We start from the raw sequence: 19,159 nt of genomic DNA, 5'->3' as shown, positions 1-19,159 counted from the left end.
TTCGTTCTCTTGTTCATCAAACCACCTAATCTTCGATGACACTATTTTTCTTTTTTCGATTGTCATTCAAATATCACCTTTAATTAAACCCTTCCTAATTTATTGCCATTTGTAATAGATTTCTGTGACCTGATGAAAATTATCTTCCTTACACGCTAATAAATTTTCATCAAAAACAGCTATGTACGAAGATGGATCGCACTAACCCGATAAAGAAATCATGACAAACGCGAAGGAACATGAACGTCCTGTTCATCATTGAACTGTCACCCCATCAAAAGGCACAGATTCACCATTGACATGAACATCTATTACATCATGTTCTGGATCTGTCGTTAAATAAAATGTATGTTGCTTTACAACGTCATCTTGTAGATTGGTTTCATTAAACTTTATTAGTACAGTATCCCCTTGTGTTTCGAAATCTGCTTCTACATCACCACTTGAATGAAAAACAATATAATATCCCTTTCCTCTATCAGTGATTGATTGAAGTTTTAAATTCGAATCAACTTTATCTTGCACCTTATTAGGTACATTATCAATTTCGCTAAAACTCAATTTTGATGAATTACAAGCCGATAAAATTGAAATTAACAAAAGTACTAATACAAAAGCTTTCTTCAAACCTTTCACTCCTTCCGCCATGTAATTAGATACAAGCGTTCCACTTCTAAAATAGATATATCTATTTTAAGCTTTTTATTTCTATGGATCTCGCTTCTTTTATTTCTTCTGGTTGAATTTTTGTTCCACCATTAACATATTCAGCTCTAAAACTACAGATCAGGTAAAGCTTCGTCTCATTATAATAGACACCCGTTATACCATCGGGAAGGATTACAATCCCCGCCTTCTCTAAACCTTCTCTGAAAACGCCTTGTCTAAAGGTTCACCTACTTCAACATCCTCTCCTGGCATTTCCCAAATATCTGGGCGCGATGTTCATTACTAAAGCAGAAACTGAAACAGAATGTTTTGGAGGTTGATATTTCACTTCATATCGGTAAAACTTTTTTCCGATAAAGGTCTGCCCCGATAACAATGGAGGAGTCCTCTTTACTTATTAATAAACCCCTATTTGGTATTGATGATGAACATAAGGGTCCTATTGCGTCAGAAAAAGCCAACAGGTCACTGTTGACATTAATTTTGCTTATTAAACTTAAACACCCGTTTAATATTTATCGCATTATCAATGGTGGAATCCCAGCTTCTGTTATGAAATAAGCGTATAATGTAAATGCCAAAATTAGAATCGCAATAGCTATAACTATCATTGATAAAACGGGTTTGAACTACTGTTTTAAGGATTTAACACCCATGATTAAACTTAATAAACTTATGATAAAACAAACAGTCGCACCAAATATACTGTTCATTCTTGGCAAAATAGCTCCGAAGAATAAAACAAAGAATAATACTTGTAGACCTATTCCAACCCGCAATGTAAATTGTGTCTGAACCATCTTCTCTACACCTCAATTCAAATTGCACTTGCCGCATTAACATGCAAGTTCAAAAAGGCAATAGTCATCTCACTTCATATATTGATGGAAATTAGTTTCTTTTGGCATTACTGATTTAATAAATGCTATATCTTTTTCATCGACATTGGTTGCAAAAAATTCCGTACCCCAATGTTCGGAACTAAAAATAGCGGTGGCATTTTTACTTAAAAAAATAGAGAACCACTTTATCTTCCCCTCAACATTTACATTGTTACACCATAATAGATGATTTACTAGATCTGGAGCTACATTCCCCTTGAAAATAGTAAGATTGTTTTCTAAATTTATTTCAAATGAGCCTTTGAGTATAGATTTTGTTTCCTCGACAACCACCTCCTCTTCACTCCAACAATGGATTTCTATATTATCTGATTGTGCTAAAAAGTAGTTCATTAATGGAACCCAGTAATCATTTCTTTCATCCATATTAGATACACTAAAATACAGTTTGTAGATCAATATTCCACCTCCAATTGTCTACTAATTGTCTACTAATTTTCGACAACTGTAGACAAATCCCTTCTTATGGCATAAAAATAACGCTCAACGCTATCTTATGCTACGTTAAATACCTTTCTTATTTTCAAGAATCTTCGATTGCCTGACGATCGTCCGGATTCGTAATATCATCAAGGAGATATACTTCATCAGTTTTCGGATTCAGACCACCATTCCTAATTCGTTTTGCAGCTATTCTAACTACAATCGGATTTACTATTAAATTCCTCCTGCTTTGGAATCTGCCACAAATAGTAAAGTGTCCTCTAATCATTGATTTGCTGTTGTTTAGGCGTTAAAATCTGCGGTATTTTCATCTCAAAAGTAACCTATTTTTTTCGATTTGTCTGATTCCTCCCAACGCCATACTGTGCACCCACGGGTATTCGAACTTCCTGTTTCCTTACATATAAAATAACGCAACAAAGGCAAACGTTAGATGCCTTCATATTCCATAATATAATCTTAGACCACTTGCTTTTAATTCGAATTCGTAATGTCTATAAGAACATGGACGTGGGATACTACATAATTAGCTCTTCAAATTTAATAACCGTTATAAAACTTGTAATGTAATCATTCTTAGTCCTATGTGTCATATATTATGGAAGAATTGAGTTTTTAAGCTCATTCATTTCTCGATATTGACATAAAAAATAAAAGAAAGGAGATATAACCATTTCACATGGTATCTCCTTTCCTAATGATAAAAATGTAGTTCTAATGCTTCATAATCATTTTGATTAGTTAATATGCTGATTGCCTAATTGTTGGGGGATTCATGAAAACCAAGTTATCTTTAACTAATGAATCCTCACCTCAGAGTCTTTAACCGTGGTACCTATACCAGCACACTTCGGGCATTCTGTACCCTTCTTGCAAAAAAGAGTGGAAGGTCAATCGCTTGGTAGCGCATGTACATAAGGCGTGGAATGTCGAATAAGCAGTAGTTGTGAACGGTGGTCAGAACAAGCCCATTCTGTCGGAGTTTCGTTAACAAAAGAATTTATTTCGCTTTCGAGAACAACGGTTTCGCCTCTGCACCTTGCGTCTTTCCTATTGTTATAATCGGCCAATTCCTTCACTTTGCCGATGTAACGACAACACCCACTATACACAGGCCGACCCAGAAATATTGGCCGGCTCGTAGCATACTAATTTATTGTACATTCTACTCCCAAACCACAGTCGGATTTTTCGTTACACAATCAATATGCACGTTTGTTTTAATAGTACCTCCAAATGTGTGGTTGGAGCCGAATGCGATGTGGATTGTGTTGTATGCTTTTTCATCTTCAAGAATATTACCAGTTAAGCGGGCTGCATGGTTCGTTCCGATGCCAAGTTCACAAAGATACCGTCCATCTCCATCACCTAACAGTGTGAGCAACGTTTCTCCATCTGTTCCCGTCGCATTCACGAGACGACCTTTTTCAATCGTCAACACTACAGGATGTTCAAGTAAGCCTATGCCGGCAATTGAACCGTTGATTTCAATCGTTCCTTCTGCTTCGCCTTCAGGTGGAGCTATGTAAGCTTCCCCGGATGGGAGGTTTCCAGATGCGCCCGGTTCCCTGAACACGCCTGTGCTTGGGACTCCGTCTCTACCTTGTACAGGAATGACAAGCTCATAATTCTTTCCAGTTCGAATCGTAACCATTTTAGCTTCTGTCAGTTTTCCTGTCATTTCCATTGTTTCTGCTTCTACTTTGCTGTAATCTGCTGACATTGCTCCATGTAAAAACATGTCTTCGGTAATGCCAGGCATCGTGATAACGCTTATTCCTTTTGCATTTGCATTTTTACGCGCCACCGTATGTGTTAAAGAGTGCTTCGTTAAACAGAAAACAAGTTCATAATTCAGCATTTCATTTGCTGTTTCTTCCGGCGGCTCTTCTCCCGACTTTTTCCGATCCTCCATACAATGAGTGGTAACCTGCCAACCGTCATCCTTTAACGCCTCTGCAAATTTCCTCCCTACTTTTTCTGTACTTCTATCCATTAACACCAAAATACTCACATTTTTTTCTACTGCAAAGTTGTTCACCATTAATGCAGCAACAGTTTGTTGGAAGTCATTCATTGTTTAACATCCTTTCGTTTTGATAAATACACACTGTATAAAACGAACAATAACGCAATTAAGGTTCCAATGCCAACCGGTTCATTCAACAAAAAGAAACCTAATAGAATCGTCGTTAACGGCATTAAATAGGTAATCGATAAGGCAAAAATAGGGCCTCCTGATTTCACAATATAATAATAGAGGAGATTACCCGCACCTGAATTGATTGCACCTAACAGAAAGAACAAGAAAACATTTCGAAATTCACCTAATCCTCTATAACTTGCAGGCTCCATAAGCAGCATAAGAGGAGTGGCACATAATGTACCCATGACCATCGTAACGAATGAGAGTGTTACGACAGAATATCCGTCAAGGAATCGATTCGTTAACACCGCTGACAGTGCATATAAACTAACAGCTAAAAGCAACATAAGTGCGCTTGTGAATTGAACGTTTCCTACTGAAGAAGAACCAAAGAGGAATGCAATGAATATGCCAGTGAATCCAACCGCTACACTTGCGATCTCCTGCTTTTTCACTTTCCCCTTCAGTAAAAATAACGTAAGCAATACGCCAAAAATGGGCCCGGTTGCATTTAATACAGCGCTAATTGTTGTATCCAAGTGGCGTAAACTACTGCTCATTATCATCCAAGGTACGCCTGCACTGAGCAAAGGGATTCCCATTAATAACGGGAGCTTCTTCCACGATAACTCCTTATACCCTTTCCTGACAACGAAAAACGGCACTAGCAGGAGGGCTCCGAACAAACATCGAAAAAAGACAATCGATATAGGATGGAACTCGGGCAAAAGTAATTTGGTGAAATAAAACGTAGATCCCCATAACAAACTAAGTACGAGTAATGCGATCGTTGGCAAACTACTCCCCCTATCCTAACATGGCTGATTTTCAAACGTTATAGCATCCTAAAACGAGCAAAACAGCAGGACTTATCGCGATTCTCGCGTCTAATGGCGTCCTAACTGTTTTGCTACGATTTATCGTTCGACTAGTGCCTTATTCAGCGACATACTCGGCAATGATCCGGGCTACGAGTGTGCGAGGTAGAAGGACTGGCAGACCGCTTCCCTTAACAGCCTCTGATTTATGTTGTTCATTGTACCCCATACAATCCAACACAACTATGTCGGCGCCTTGCTTCTGTAATGCACGGGCTGCTCCAGCAATGTCGCTTTTCTCGTATGGCGAAGCAACCTCGGTAAATATCTTTAACCCTTCCTGTTGCCATTTCGAAAGCAATGACTCTCGCTGCTCTTCAAGTGGAATGATAAGTCCAAGAGATCCTGAAGGCAGAAGTGCACGAACGATATGATTTAAAATTTTGTCAGGATAGACAATCGGCTTTTTCGCTTGCAACGTCGGAAAGTCTCCAGTGCAAAGCATTAGCACAATATCAACTGTCTCCTCAAGCGCACTCATCTCCGCTTGCAATAATGGCAGTAATTTGCTCTTGCCAATTTTGACGGATTTCCCGTCACGCATCCTTGAAATATACGTTGTATCCCATTCATCTGGTTCAATAGAATGTACGGTTTCGTTGGTCAGGCTGTCTAAACCACCGCTCTCGACAATGGACACACGATGACCAAGAATCGCTTCGATCGATGGTGTTACATCTGTGCGCGGAGATTGTCCAATGGTCAAAATGCCTACGCTTTTACTACCCATTACGCATTGTTCCCTAATGTTTGCAAATGCTTCATGGAGCCATACAGTTTTTCCAAACGCTCGAATTCTTCCGCGTCATAGAATTCGATTTGACCTCTTGTAAACTCTTTCGCAATTTCAATTGAGAATCGAACTGCTTGGGCAATATCCACTTCATGACTTGCACCGGTACCGCTTCCTGGTACAGCTGTTTTTGCCGTAATGGCTACCCCTACTACGGGAGCATCTGTCGCCACGGCAGGTTGAAGAATACTATTAATATGATAGACATCGTTGCCATACGGTGTAATATCTTGGGTTGTTACTGTAAATGTCACCGGAAGATCACCCGTCGTCATTTCCATAATGCGCAGCAATTCGTCAGCGAATTTCAAGACATACCCTGATTTCACTGTTGGAGAAAGGGCAATGCCACGATGATTAAACACACGATTCCCTTTCGTTGTATCAATGGAAACGACTGCGTCCATTTCAGGAACGACTTCATATTGATTCATCGTTAAAATATCAACTGGCGATCCCATGAAATCAACCGGCTCATGTGGCTGCGTAGGAGCAGTCGGGCAAATATGAGTCGTAACAATCACATCTCCAGGCAACCGATCTCCTTTGACAGACATGTTGGCAAGTTTCAATGCGATGGCTACCGCTGCAGCAGCTCCGTCACCGTCCGATACAAAGCCGATACGTTGCGGGCGGGCACCTAATCCACCTAAACGGCCGACAATACCCAATGTACGCGCGTCTCCACCATTTAACTTGCCTTCCGTCCCTTTAATGACAATTTTTACAAAGTCGGTAGAACCTTTTTGTCCCGAAACTGTTTCGTAAGTTGCTGTACAATGCTCAAAACCATCGAATAGACGGACTACGGATTCTCCGTTTGCATTGACGTCATCTAACAATTCCATAACTTCCATTGTATATTTTAACGACATTGTTCATCATCCTTTTCAAATAATACTTTTATTTACTATTGGTTCAATTGCTTGTAGCAATTTCTTATTGGACATCGTAGAGCTTAGTTTCAAGTATTCTTTCGGAACGGAAATGACAGCGATTGCAAGACCTTCTTTTAGCTCCGCACTTACTAGAGGCATGCCGGTTTCCGCGTCGAATGTCATGATGAGATCAGGAAACGTCCCTTTCCGTTCTCCGTTCATTTCGGCTGTCATATATTCGTTCCAAAATGTTAGCTCCAAACCATCGACTTGAACAAATCCTACATCAAACCCTTTGATCGCCTTCAATTCAAAGCTGCTAATCGTTCCAGAATGAATGACGCGGCCATGCAAGTGGGATGCAACCGCTTCAATTCGTTCCGGTCCTTCAGGAACAGAGAAGAAAACATCCCCTAATTCGATTGCTTGTGTAATTCCTCCGACAGCAGCATGTTCCTTCACATACTCGACAGACACGGGATTTCGGCAAACGGCAACCATACCACCTGCCTCGACAGAAACGGAACGAACTGTATTGGAAGAAATATCAAGCGTACCAGTCACTACCCCTTCTACTTCCATTGGCCCTTTTCCACCTGCGAAAGCTTGGATGGATTCATACCCTTCGACTTCCGACAAATTCAAGGAACCCATGGAACCGGTCGGATGCGCTCGTCCATTACACGGTGCATCGAGGAACGGAAGTCCCGTTGCAGCGGCTTGAAGCCACCCATTAACCGTCGTTGCCGCTCCATTTTCATTTGTCATCAACGCTTGGATCGGTCGATTAAATTCCTTTTGCATCCGTTGCACAGTTGAAACGAGTTGACGACGATCTGTATACGCTTCCTTCGCAGATGGGGCTCCAACAAGTGAGACACATGCCACATAATCTGTATCCTGTAGTTCGTCTACTGTAATTAGTTCGGGGGCTCCAATTGCAAAGGCCTCCTCAGTCTTTGCAAGGCCATCTTGAATCCAGCCACCTCCTCCCCCGCCTAATATACAGCCGCCATAAACGGCTTTCTTTGCATCTTCCTTCGTCAATCTTCGTTTTGTCATCATAGAACCTCCATTATTTCACTTTCCATAAAGAAGTGAAGAAGCTGTAAATTGCATCTCCAGCGATAAATCCGGCAGCCATTGTATACATCGCATTTTCCGCTTCCTGTCCTTTCACCTTCAAAACGATGAAACGAATTAGAATCCCTACGATAACAGCCCATCCAGCAATCGGGTTAACAATTAAAAGCCCAGTCGCAAACAAAATTCCCATCTGGCGCTTAGGTCCACCAATCAACTGAATGATCGCTCCAGGAATCGCCCATAACAGCAACAGCATGCCGATGTTTCCACTCAATCCACTGTCAATCGTTGCAGCATACACATGATCGACAGGAGGAACTAAGTCTTGCGAGAAAAAGGAATTATGGAATAACGTAACCATTGCAATGGCGACTCCAAAACCGATCAATGAACTTTTCAATTGCTGTTTCCGGCCATACAGTTCCATCGCTGTCTTTTGGCCTTTCCGTAAAATCACACCGGATTTAAAGTCATAACCTAAATCTGCAAACGCCGGTCCTGTTGCAGCTGTAAAACCGGTTAACAACGCTAAAGCAACAGGCGGGAAGCCAAGCATCATTCCGATGAGCAACGAAATGAGCGTAACAGCAAATGCTGGAAACCAGCCGGAATGCATAGCAGCAATCCCGACAATAATCTCACTGACAAGTGCCGCAAATGCTGCAAACACAACAAATAAGATAATTTGCAACAAGGACATGTCGCCAATGATTCCACCAATAACTGCTAAAATAGCGGCCGCTAACAGATAAAGAACAAAACCAATCCCAAACCCTTTCTTAATATCGCTATCCGTGCGAGAATTGATATGTTCTCCCTCTTGAGCGTTGGGATTCTTTACTTTCTTCGATTTCACAAGCACTAAAATGAATTGCAATAAAGCAACAGTTCCTGCCCCGATCATCATGCCGTGGGGAATGTAATACGCATTTAAGTCAACACCGAACAAGGTATCAGAGTAGCCTCGTAGCAACAAACCGATCCCGAACATGAGCAAAGCCCAAATGTTTCCGATGAAGGCGACACCGAATGCCGACATTGCAATGCCAAAATACGAACCGACAAGCCCACCTGCAATCCCGATACCAAGGAATTTAGCTTTCGATCCACCCTCATCTCCTGCCTTTAGTGCCTCCGCTGTCGCAACGCCAGGCGGCCATGTTTCATCTGCAGAAAACAACTTAGAATCAAATACTTTATAAAGGATGAAAACATCGACCAATAGAGCCATTCCCGAACCAATTAACATTGGAACAATCAGTTCTGGCATTCCCATAACAAAAGGAATACCGATCGGGATTAACAAACTGTTCGCCGCACCAAACGTTGCAGCTGAAATCGATGTTTGAACTAAGTTTTGGTTTTCAACCGAGCGGTATTTGTAAAACATCTTCATCGGAATCCGAGCAATTAGCATTGCAATCAATGCCCCGATAATGGACGTGTTCGGCGTAATTCCTAAAGACGTAATTAGCTGCATACCGATAATTGCACCAAATACGGATATGATGATTGAAAATAGTATGAATGGAAAATCAAATGTTTTCGTATTCATCCGATCTCCTCCTCTCTTCTTATGAGTTCGTATACTGTAGCTTGCGCTTCCACTAAATCAATTACAGGAATCGTTATCTGTGTAACCAAATAGTCCTTCAACTTAATTGTGGAGAACCCTGTGCAAGCGAATAAAATAACATCCGCCCCGTCAGCAATCGCATCCTGAGCAATCGCAAGCAGCTTCTCTTTCGCATCTGGCGAAAGTAAATCCGTTGTTTTTCGTAGCATTGGGTCATAGCGATACGAATGGAATTGATCCTCCAAGCCCTTTTTAATCGATAATGGGATTTGATCCGTAATGCCAATAACCGCGACTCGTTGCCCAACAAGACAAGCCGCCTTGGCTCCACAAGCACCTGCACCTAAAATTGGAAAATCAGTCAAACTCCGTAATTCTTCAAGTCCGGGGTCGGCTGCACAACTAATTGTGATCGCATCAATCTCATCCCGTTGCATAAGCGCTTCGGCGAGAGCAATGATTTTAGGAATGGCCATCATTTCCGACTCATGATCATAAATACCGTTTGGTTGGTCTTCAATACATTTTGTAACAGTCTCAATTTGATGGGTTTCCCACATTCGTTTTCCATGTTCGAGCAACACACGATCGTCATCTGTAGTAAGCACTCGAATGATTCCTAACATTTCAACCACCCCTTTCAACTGATTATAAATATTTAAACTATTCTTCGAAATGCAAGAAATGTGAAAAGCTCCACTCACTTTTTTGCACATTTTTTCTTTCATCAAGACCTAATAGAAAATAAATATCGATTCAAGCGATTTATTAGTCGCTAAATAAAACCTTCAAAAGCATACATCCATGAAAACTTCCGATCCACATGCAGAAGGTTTCCTACATACGCATAAACAGCTATAAAAAACGCATAAGGATTCTTCCATACGCATAAATTGCTACAGAAACACATAAGGATTTCCTCTTACGCATAAATTGCTCCAGAAACGCAGAAGGTTTCCTACATACGCATAAATTGCTATAGAAGCGCAGAAAGATTTCCCCATACGCATAAACTGCTACAGAAACGCAGAAGGTTTTCCTACAAACTCATAAACTGCTACAGAAACGCAGAAGTTTTCGTCCGAACTCATAAACAGCTACAAAAACGCATAAGAATTCCTCCGAACTCATAAACAGCTTCAGAAACGCACAAGTTTTCCTAATACGCATAAATTGCTACAGAAACACATAAGGATTTCCTCTTACGCAAAAATTGCTCCAGAAACGCAGAAGGTTTCCTATATACGCAGAAATTGCCATAGAAGCGCAAAAAGATTTCCATACGCATAAACTGCTACAGAAACGCATAAGGTTTTCCTACAAACTCATAAACTGCTACAGAAACGCATAAGTTTTCGTCCGAACTCATAAACAGCTACAAAAACGCATAAGAATTCCTCCGAACTCATAAACAGCTTCAGAAACGCACAAGTTTTCCTAATACGCATAAATTGCTCCATAAACACATAAGGATTTCCTCTTACGCATAAATTGCTCCAGAAACGCAGAAGGTTTCCTACATACGCATAAATTGCTATAGAAGCGCAGAAAGATTTCCCCATACGCATAAACTGCTACAGAAACGCAGAAGGTTTTCCTACAAACTCATAAACTGCTACAGAAACGCAGAAGTTTTCGTCCGAACTCATAAACAGCTACGAAAACGCATAAGAATTCCTCCGAACTCATAAACAGCTTCAGAAACGCAGAAGGATTTCCTCTTACGCATAAAATGCTCCAGAAACGCATAAGATTTTCTCTAAACTCATAAACTGCTACAAGAACGCATAAGAATTCCTCCGAACTCATAAACAGCTTCAGAAACGCACAAGTTTTCCTAATACGCATAAATTGCTACAGAAACACATAAGGATTTCCCCATACGCATAAACTGCTACAGAAACGCAGAAGGTTTCCACCGAACTCATAAACTACTACAGAAACGCAGAAGGTTTCCACCAAACTCATTAACAGCTTCAGAAACGCATAAGTTTTCCACCGAACTCATAAAATGCTACAGAAACGCAGAAGGTTTCCACCAAACTCATAAAATGCTACAGAAACGCATAAGTTTTCCACCGAACGCATAAAATGCTACAGAAACGCATAAGGATTTCCTCATACGCAAAAAATGCTACAGAAACGCATAAGATTTTCTCTAAACTCATAAACTGCTACAAAAGCGCATAAGGATTCCTCCATACTCATAAACTGCTACAGAAACGCATAAATTTTCCACCAAACTCATAAACAGCTACAAAAACGCATAAGGATTTCCTCAGACGCATAAACTGCTACAGAAACGCACAAATTTTCCACCAAACTCATAAACAGCTACAAATTCGCATAACTCCCCCCAAGGCGCGTAAAACCTCTAAAATTCCGCATAATCACACCCCCTATAAATAAAAAAGCCGATAAGAAGATCGTCACTCTTCTCATCGCCCTTTTAAACATCTTCATGTATTGACACACACAAGCATTCATCCTGATAATTGTTTGATTTTCAAACAGAAATGAAGGATAAACCTGCTCTCCGCATCATCCATATTCACATTTAACAATTCCTCTATCTTCTGCAGCCGATACGTAAGCGTTCGTCGATGGATGAACAGTTTTTCAGATGTCTTCGTCACATTGCCGTTCTCTTTCAAATACATTTGAAGCGTATCCAATAAATCCTTATGAGTGCTTTGCAATAGAGGGCTTAGCAATGTATCGGCATAGCTTTGCACATGCTCGTCCGACGTTAGCCCGATCAAGATTTCATAAATCCCTAATTTATCGTACGTATAAAACGTCTCTTCCTTCCGTAATTTACGGCCGATCTCCATTGTTTTATCAACTAAACGGAGCGCATCGTCCAACAATCGACTATGCCCCAACAGTGGCCCTGCCACAACGTACAGATCTTCGTATTTCTCGTTCATTCGTTCCCTTAGCTGGTCAAGTATGATCGAATACTCGTCGGATGAACACTGGACAACTGCATAGAAGTGGTAATACTTCTCAAAGACAATGATTGAACGATCCGTTAATGGATCTAACAAGCTATGCAGTTCTTTTAAGACGAGGCAAGAAGGATCAATTAAATAAGGAGAAGATGAGAACAGTTTCTCAGTCCAATTCGCTTGAAAACGTATAACAAAGTATTCCACTTCATCGTCATCGCGAGACGAAAACTCCTCCAAACGCTCCAAATGTTCAATCCGCTTTTTCTGCAAATACAACTGCTCATTCATGAACAGTTCAATCAGCTTCGCCATCAACTTCTTCAATTGACTGGACGACATGTGAATCGAATGGAGCCTTTCAACATATGGAATGTGAATCGTAGCAAAAACTTGCTGATTGGAGACGAGCGGCAAAATAAGACAATCACGGAAGCCTTCAATTTTAAGAAGCGTCCGGTCCTTCGTCAATAGACTCGTCTTCCACTCATCGATCACTTCAGCGTAGGAAGGATATTCTGGCTTTGAGAAAAGAGCATTGGATTTTCTCCAGCCGTTCGGAAGAAAATTTTTTGAAGAATACATGAGCGCCCCTTCCATATCCTCTATATAAACAGGGCTGCCAACGATATCATTAAGCTCATCCAATGCTTCCGAAAGGGAAGCGTAGCTTTTGGACTCCAATTCAGAAAAAGGATTGTTCTCACTTTCCAATAGCTGTTTTTCTTCATAAAGCTTCTCATATAACGGGGTGAGCACATTGATATATGAAACACTTTTCGGAATAATGATAATCGGAAAATCCTTCTCATTTGCAATCGCAATCATATCAATCGGAATCGAATCAACAAAACGCCCCAACTTAATTACAATCCCGGCCGCTTCCTTCTCAATTAACGTCCGCACAATCTCCACTTGCTTCCGCTCATCATGCTGAATGGAATAAAACGTTGTCATAACGAGGATACCCGGCGTCACCCAGCTAATCACTTCAGGAACCTCCATCACTTCGATAGAGGTAATCTGTCGACCAACTCCTCCATGCCCGGCTACAATCGTACTATTCGATAGCTCGCCTATCTTTAGGGCTTCTTGAACATCCAAATCTCCGCCTCCTCTCCATCGTTACTAAAAAAATATTGTTACTATCATAGCACTTTTTACAATGCTGCTGTAGAGGGGGAATGTTTACCATTTTATTCTAATTTTAAAAGGTGTGAATGGAGGAAAGGAGCGTCAAAGGGGGTGGTTCGTCTTTACCATTCCTTACTTAGTGGCAGGTTCACTATTTTATAAACGAATAGTGAATCATGAAGCAAACAGTATTTAAAACGTTAGGCAGAATCAACAAGCAAAGGAGATGTCATTTTCTACTCTTACAAGAAGATAATCAATGCTAAATTCATGCATACTCTGCCAAAAGAACAACACATTGCTGCCCTGCAATACTGCTTCTTTCATCTATCTGTAAATTTACAGACCGAAAATGGTGCCGCTTCATCCTTCGGCAACTGTTGACGAATGCCGTGAAATATAATCCTGCGAATACGGCTCTTATGATCGTGACGGATGTAACGGAGACAGGCCAAGTCTTTTTGGATGTCATCGATGAAGGACCGGGAATACAGCCGCACGAATTGCCGCGTATCTTTGACAAAGGCTTCACGGGCGAAAACGGCAGGATTCAAAACGCAGCGAACGGACTTGGGCTCGATCTTGCAAAAACCGTTGCAGATAAATTAGGAATTACCCTCAAAGTGGTCAAACGAAAGGTACAGTGATGCGAATGATTTTCGTTAATCCCAACGCATTCGAAGCTGTCCGAAGAGTGGCGGGCGAGTAATATCCAGCTATGAAGCAGTCAGGATTGCTCCTGGCTGTTTTTTGGTGTGGAAAAGTGAACCTGACAATTTTGTCATGTTGTCTTGCCAGATTGTCATGTAAAACGTACGACAAGCGGAAAATCCACTCGTATAATAAAGCTATCATCAAGCAACAATTATGATTTGGAGGTACGTATGAATCAGTTGAATGTAGGAGAAACCGTTTTACAAGCACGAAATGTCCACAAAACATTTGGTACTAAAGGAAATACACAACATGTATTAAAAGGAATAGATTTACACGTCACCCGCAGTGAATTTGTCGGCATTATGGGCCCTTCCGGCTCAGGCAAGACGACATTGCTTAACGTCTTAGCCACGATTGATCATACAACGGACGGAACGGTTTTAATTGATGGCGAAGATATCTCTAAGCTGAGTAATAACGCGCTTTCCGCCTTTCGTCGCAACAAGTTAGGATTCATTTTCCAGGATTACAATCTACTGGACACGTTGACAGTGAAGGAAAATATACTGCTGCCCATCTCCCTTAGCAAAATGAGCAAGCGTAAAGCGAAAAGCGAGTTCACAGCCATCGCTGATGTGTTTGACATTAAAGCACTATCGCACAAATATCCACATGAAATATCAGGAGGCCAGAAACAACGGACAGCTGCCGGGCGCGCTCTGATCCACCAGCCTTCGATCGTGTTTGCGGACGAACCGACCGGTGCACTGGATTCCAAATCCGCTTCCTCGTTACTGGACTTGATGGAGAAGGTGAATCAGCAGCGAGGCGTCACCGTTGTCATGGTGACCCATGATCCGGTAGCCTCCAGCTATTGCAGCCGTGTTGTGTTTTTAAGAGACGGGAAGATTTATTCCGAACTGTACCACGGCGATGAAACAAGACTTGCCTTCTTTAATGAAATTTTGGACGTGCAAGCTATACTGGGGAGCGACCATGTTGACAGTTTTTGAATTAGCGCTTCGCAGCATGCGGCAAAATGTGAAGCATTATTATTTGTACTTCTTTGCGCTGATCTTTAGTATGAGCCTGTATTTTGTCTTCACCTCACTACAGCACGATCAGGCTGTTCAGAATATGACAAATACGAGCGTTGTCTTCTTTCAAATTGCGGGAGTCATGCTGATTGTGATCGTTGGGATCTTTACCGTCTCGGCCAACGGCATTTTCCTGCGTCGGCGCAGTAGAGAAATCGGACTATATCAGCTGATTGGTCTTTCCAAAGGCTGGGTAGCCCGATATCTAATAATCGAGAATATACTGCTTGGCTTAGGTGCACTACTTGCTGCGATCATTTGCGGCGCATTGATTTCAAGGCTGTTCGTCCTGATTTTGCTGAATCTGCTCGGCTTAGAAGAGATTGTCGGCATCAGCTTCTCCGTACCAGCGGCTTTTAAAACGGCGATGGTCTATCTTCTCATCATCGTCATCACTTCCATTCAGATGATGCTGACGGTTTATCGCAGCAGCCTTCTGAATCTGTTTCAAGCTGACAAGCAGCCTGATCTCACTAAGCAGCCTAAAGCGGTGGCATCTGCTATTTTCGCCCTGCTCGGTCTGGCGCTTATTGGATACGGCTATAAATTATCGGGGCATATCGATAAAGAGTTATTCCCCAACGCACTATTGATGCTCGGATCCATCGTTACAGGGACTTACTTATTGTTTCACGTTACGATCAGATGGTGCTTTTACCGGTTCCGCAAACGTAAAGATGGACACTTAGGCTTAACAAACAGCCTGTCGATAGCTCCGCTGATGCACCATACGAAAGCAAATGCCAACTCACTTGCCTTGATTACGTTGTTGTCGGCCATGACCATCACGCTGATTTCCATGGCTTACACCTTCTACTACTCCGTAGAGCACGAGACCCGTCGCGATCTCCCTTATGATTTTATGTTTGAAAACGATCCGCAGGAGGCGCTGTCGTTCAAGATAGAGCTGGAGAAGGAAGGCATCGAAGTTAATCACCACGTCGTTGAAGCGGTTCTGACGATGGGCATCATCCTTGATCCGAATGACGAATCCTACAAGTTTGAAGAAAGTTTGTTATGGCTTCCAGCCGAACAGCTTAAACAAACAGGCGCAGACCTCAACGTGCCGCCAGATGGTGAAGCCATTTTGTACGATGCTGGGGCCTCACTTGCCGGGGACTTAGATGAGCAGTCGAAGCGATATCCAACCGAAATAGAGCTGGAGCAGCATGGACAGACCGTTATGTATACATTGAGGACATTGAGGGAAAGGAACATCATGAATTTAAATGCTCCCGGCAGTCAGCTGTTAGTGTCAGAATCGACGATGGACAAAATTGCAGAACAAATGGCCGGTACGCCTGATTATAAAAAAATTCACTTTGATACGTATCAAATTCCGGACAAGGAAGAGCTCGCAATAGCTTCCTCAATATACGTAAAATACGACAATGACAAACCATTAAAGTATGATTACTATGCGCAGTACAAAAAAGTGCTGGAGCTGACAGGCTTGCTCATTTTCATCGCAGCTTTCCTTGGACTTGTCTTTTTGATCTTTACCGGCAGCATCTTGTACTTTAAGCAAATGACCGAAGCCGAGCAGGAAAAGCAAAGCTTTAAGACGTTGCGTCAGCTCGGATTTGACGTGAATATGATCATGAAAGGCATTATACGAAAGCAGGCCATCGTGTTCCTTCTCCCTCTATCGATCGGTATGCTGCATTCGATCTTTGCTATCAAAGCTGCTTCATTTATGATCCGGTCGGACACCATGTTTCCGGCATCCATCGTCATGACGAGTTACACGGTTATCTATTTTATATTCGCTCTGTTTACCATAGGCTACTACCGCAACATTGTAAAAAACGCTATGTCATAACCATCACTTAAGGGGGATAAGTTATATGGGATACCGCCAACATTTTCTTGACAACCCCCTATATAATAAATTTGCACGTATGTGCTCCTTCATTATATAGGAGGGTGGGTCCTCCTTACTTTCACAAAATTTATAGTGGAATTCTACTTCTATTCATTGTCGGGTCATTCCACAGAGGTTATTTAAAAAGCGAAATCGTTTATTGTTTGCAAAGTTCATTTAAGTGATGTGCTATAATCTGTTCTGTTTTTTCAATTGTAAATATATCCGGTCGTAACAGAGCATGTATGGATAAACCCTCAATGATTACCGAAAGCCTTAATTTTTCTATTTCAATATTTATGTCTTTATTTATATAGCCTGCTTTTATCAACATATCCAGCAGCGCTTCCATTAAAATATATTCTCCTTCAGTTAGTTCATCTTTTTTCGCGTTCAAAGCTACACTTGTAAGTGAGCGAATGGCGAAAACTAACCAAACGCTAGTTTCAGTTTGTTTATCCTGATCCACAGGAACCAATTCTAACAATGTTTCCTGTACCGCAATTAGAGGGTCTTTTGACCACGATTTATTCTCCGACCGTTCTTTCCCACGAGCAAGAAAATAATCCATGATAAATAATAGTAATTCATCTTGATTTGAAAAATAATGTCTTAGTGCTCCAGTAGACATTCCGGCTTCAGATGCAATTCTTCGGATCGATGCTTTTTCAATGCCTTCCGTTTCAATAATTTTCCAAGCTGTTTCAGCGATAATCTTCCTTTTGTGATCATGATCTACTATTTTCGGCACTCAAATCACCTCTTGCTTCTTTTTAGCACACTGTGTTATTATCATTTTAACACACTGTGTGAAATAAATTAATATGGAGGGATGTGCACGTGCTGGAAATCATTGAATCATTAATTCCTACCAACATAGATTTCACAACAGCACTCCTCGTTATATTGCTTTGTGCTTTAATTGATGTCTTAAGCCCCGGTGTATTGGCAATTACAGCTTATATCCTACTAGTACAAAAAGAAAAATTAAAATCGCGTTTAATGATGTTTTTATTATCGACACAACTTTGCTATTTCATCATAGGAATCTTGATTTACTTAGGAGTTGGGCCGATTCTTGATTTTATAGAAAATATGACCAAGAATCAAATTTCAAGTTGGTTTTATACAATATTTGGCGCTGCCCTTGTACTGATTAGTTTTTATAAGCCTAAGAAAGAAATGGAATCACGATTTATGGAACGGTTACCAAAACAAGTATCTTTAAAGGCGATGATTGTACTCGGTATCATTGTGTTTGCAATCGAGTTTGCCACTGCTTTACCGTATTTTTACTCGATCTTATTAATGGATGGTTTAGCGTTTAATACGACATTGTCTATAAGTATTTTACTTGGATATAACGTAATTATGGTGCTTCCTTCAATCTTACTATTGATCATTTATACACTATTTAGAAGTTGGATACAAAGCAAGCTTGAAAAACTAAGAACGAAATTAGTAAAAGCTCCGCTGTCTTCTGTATTAGTGGCAGTGGCAGTTATTGGAGCGGTTTTGTTCAATATTGGCATTAGAGGAATTTTGTAATGACTTCAACAATTAATTTTTGAAAGGGGATGTAGTGTTATGAAAGAGATTGCAAGCGGTGTAAGTCTGCTTCTAATTATTCAAGGAGTTGGAGGCGTCATAAACCGATTAACTAATGGCGGACCAAGCTGGTTTCTCGTAAATTACATTGACGCTTTGCAAGGGTATGAAATGATTGCCAGTATCGTTTTAATTCTATTAGGTGCAATGATTGGTGTAGGTTCTCTTAAAATAAAAGATAAAGACGACTAACCGATTATCTCTTCAAGTTTTTTTAAAAAAATTGTATTTAGGCGGAATATAACTTTGTAGTTATATTCCGTTTATGTTATATTCAAACTATTAATACGTCAAACACTGGGAAGGGGATGCGATGAAAATAGATATTGAATTAATGAGGTGAAATATTGATGGGGAAATTTAATGGGGCTGTCCAGAAAGTCAGTGAAAACTGATTTTCTGTGATAGTCCCTTTCTGGTTGGAGAATAAATGGGGAACCCCTGACAACCGTCGCTTTCCGTTCCAGGCGCACGCT

At 41.0% G+C, this 19,159-nt stretch carries 17 protein-coding genes; 5 read left to right on the top strand and 12 right to left on the bottom strand.

Translation table 11 applies throughout. From position 1 onward, the window contains the following. Positions 1-255: 255 nt before the first annotated feature. From WFH04_RS09040 to WFH04_RS08995, 11 genes are all read right to left on the bottom strand, one after another. Positions 256-627, bottom strand: coding sequence for a peptidylprolyl isomerase (locus WFH04_RS09040; RefSeq protein ID WP_336823728.1), 372 nt, complete (start codon positions 625-627; stop codon positions 256-258). Between the two features lie 911 nt (positions 628-1,538). Beyond that, positions 1,539-1,970 (bottom strand): hypothetical protein, encoded by a 432-nt coding sequence (locus WFH04_RS09035; protein WP_336823727.1) that lies wholly within the window; start codon positions 1,968-1,970, stop codon positions 1,539-1,541. Positions 1,971-2,850: 880 nt separating this feature from the next. Further along, on the bottom strand, positions 2,851-3,009 hold the full coding sequence (locus WFH04_RS18370; RefSeq protein WP_408020180.1) for a DUF1259 domain-containing protein: 159 nt from the start codon (positions 3,007-3,009) through the stop codon (positions 2,851-2,853). 171 nt (positions 3,010-3,180) lie between these two features. Then, the gene (locus tag WFH04_RS09030) at positions 3,181-4,092 is read right to left on the bottom strand and encodes an aminopeptidase (protein WP_336823726.1); all 912 of its coding nucleotides are present in this window, start codon (positions 4,090-4,092) and stop codon (positions 3,181-3,183) included. Beyond that, a complete protein-coding gene (locus WFH04_RS09025; protein ID WP_336823725.1) occupies positions 4,089-4,958 on the bottom strand; it encodes a DMT family transporter in 870 nt (289 codons plus the stop codon). Before WFH04_RS09025 ends, WFH04_RS09030 begins: the two co-directional genes overlap by 4 nt. A 139-nt stretch (positions 4,959-5,097) precedes the next feature. After that, positions 5,098-5,769: an AroM family protein gene (locus WFH04_RS09020; RefSeq protein WP_336823724.1), complete on the bottom strand. Its 672-nt coding sequence runs from the start codon at positions 5,767-5,769 to the stop codon at positions 5,098-5,100. Beyond that, the gene (locus tag WFH04_RS09015; RefSeq protein ID WP_336823723.1) at positions 5,769-6,707 is read right to left on the bottom strand and encodes a DUF1177 domain-containing protein; all 939 of its coding nucleotides are present in this window, start codon (positions 6,705-6,707) and stop codon (positions 5,769-5,771) included. The genes WFH04_RS09020 and WFH04_RS09015 overlap by 1 nt, the downstream gene beginning before the upstream one ends. Positions 6,708-6,722: 15 nt before the next feature. Further along, positions 6,723-7,772: an S-methyl thiohydantoin desulfurase family protein gene (locus WFH04_RS09010; RefSeq protein WP_336823722.1), complete on the bottom strand. Its 1,050-nt coding sequence runs from the start codon at positions 7,770-7,772 to the stop codon at positions 6,723-6,725. Positions 7,773-7,785: 13 nt separating this feature from the next. After that, positions 7,786-9,351: an OPT/YSL family transporter gene (locus tag WFH04_RS09005; protein WP_336823721.1), complete on the bottom strand. Its 1,566-nt coding sequence runs from the start codon at positions 9,349-9,351 to the stop codon at positions 7,786-7,788. Continuing rightward, positions 9,348-9,998: an aspartate/glutamate racemase family protein gene (locus WFH04_RS09000; RefSeq protein WP_336823720.1), complete on the bottom strand. Its 651-nt coding sequence runs from the start codon at positions 9,996-9,998 to the stop codon at positions 9,348-9,350. The genes WFH04_RS09005 and WFH04_RS09000 overlap by 4 nt, the downstream gene beginning before the upstream one ends. Positions 9,999-11,855: 1,857 nt before the next feature. Beyond that, positions 11,856-13,427 carry a PucR family transcriptional regulator gene (locus WFH04_RS08995; RefSeq protein ID WP_336823719.1) on the bottom strand — a complete coding sequence of 524 codons (1,572 nt, stop codon included), beginning with the start codon at positions 13,425-13,427 and terminating at the stop codon, positions 11,856-11,858. Positions 13,428-13,849: 422 nt separating this feature from the next. Between WFH04_RS08995 and WFH04_RS08990 the strand changes: the two genes are divergently transcribed. The 3 genes from WFH04_RS08990 to WFH04_RS08980 all read left to right on the top strand — a co-directional run bounded on the left by WFH04_RS08990 (position 13,850) and on the right by WFH04_RS08980 (position 17,033). Beyond that, positions 13,850-14,104, top strand: coding sequence for an ATP-binding protein (locus tag WFH04_RS08990; RefSeq protein WP_336823718.1), 255 nt, complete (start codon positions 13,850-13,852; stop codon positions 14,102-14,104). 237 nt (positions 14,105-14,341) lie between these two features. Next, on the top strand, positions 14,342-15,127 hold the full coding sequence (locus tag WFH04_RS08985) for an ABC transporter ATP-binding protein (protein WP_336823717.1): 786 nt from the start codon (positions 14,342-14,344) through the stop codon (positions 15,125-15,127). Next, complete coding sequence (locus WFH04_RS08980; RefSeq protein ID WP_336823716.1) at positions 15,114-17,033, top strand: ABC transporter permease; 1,920 nt, start codon at positions 15,114-15,116, stop codon at positions 17,031-17,033. Before WFH04_RS08985 ends, WFH04_RS08980 begins: the two co-directional genes overlap by 14 nt. Before the next feature lie 199 nt (positions 17,034-17,232). On the opposite strand, the gene WFH04_RS08975 is transcribed toward WFH04_RS08980, so the two are convergent. Continuing rightward, positions 17,233-17,826 carry a TetR/AcrR family transcriptional regulator gene (locus WFH04_RS08975; RefSeq protein WP_336823715.1) on the bottom strand — a complete coding sequence of 198 codons (594 nt, stop codon included), beginning with the start codon at positions 17,824-17,826 and terminating at the stop codon, positions 17,233-17,235. 89 nt (positions 17,827-17,915) lie between these two features. Between WFH04_RS08975 and WFH04_RS08970 the strand changes: the two genes are divergently transcribed. Both WFH04_RS08970 and WFH04_RS08965 read left to right on the top strand, forming a co-directional pair. Further along, positions 17,916-18,623, top strand: a complete 708-nt coding sequence (locus WFH04_RS08970; RefSeq protein WP_336823714.1) for a GAP family protein — start codon at positions 17,916-17,918, stop codon at positions 18,621-18,623. Between the two features lie 39 nt (positions 18,624-18,662). After that, positions 18,663-18,875 carry a hypothetical protein gene (locus tag WFH04_RS08965; protein ID WP_336823713.1) on the top strand — a complete coding sequence of 71 codons (213 nt, stop codon included), beginning with the start codon at positions 18,663-18,665 and terminating at the stop codon, positions 18,873-18,875. The last annotated feature ends 284 nt before the right edge of the window (positions 18,876-19,159 follow it).

Origin of the sequence: Sporosarcina sp. USHLN248, from assembly GCF_037144575.1 — a bacterium.
GTDB lineage: Bacteria > Bacillota > Bacilli > Bacillales_A > Planococcaceae > Sporosarcina > Sporosarcina contaminans.
Note: the sequence above shows the minus strand (reverse complement) of the source record. Positions and strands in the feature narration are given on the sequence as shown.

Coding starts and splice junctions, on each gene's coding strand:
- WFH04_RS09030 (WP_336823726.1), bottom strand. CDS start 4,092: ATGAATGACTTCCAACAAACTGTTGCTGCATTAATGGTGAACAACTTT.
- WFH04_RS09020 (WP_336823724.1), bottom strand. CDS start 5,769: ATGGGTAGTAAAAGCGTAGGCATTTTGACCATTGGACAATCTCCGCGC.
- WFH04_RS09015 (WP_336823723.1), bottom strand. CDS start 6,707: ATGTCGTTAAAATATACAATGGAAGTTATGGAATTGTTAGATGACGTC.
- WFH04_RS09010 (WP_336823722.1), bottom strand. CDS start 7,772: ATGACAAAACGAAGATTGACGAAGGAAGATGCAAAGAAAGCCGTTTAT.
- WFH04_RS09005 (WP_336823721.1), bottom strand. CDS start 9,351: ATGAATACGAAAACATTTGATTTTCCATTCATACTATTTTCAATCATC.
- WFH04_RS09000 (WP_336823720.1), bottom strand. CDS start 9,998: ATGTTAGGAATCATTCGAGTGCTTACTACAGATGACGATCGTGTGTTG.
- WFH04_RS08985 (WP_336823717.1), top strand. CDS start 14,342: ATGAATCAGTTGAATGTAGGAGAAACCGTTTTACAAGCACGAAATGTC.
- WFH04_RS08965 (WP_336823713.1), top strand. CDS start 18,663: ATGAAAGAGATTGCAAGCGGTGTAAGTCTGCTTCTAATTATTCAAGGA.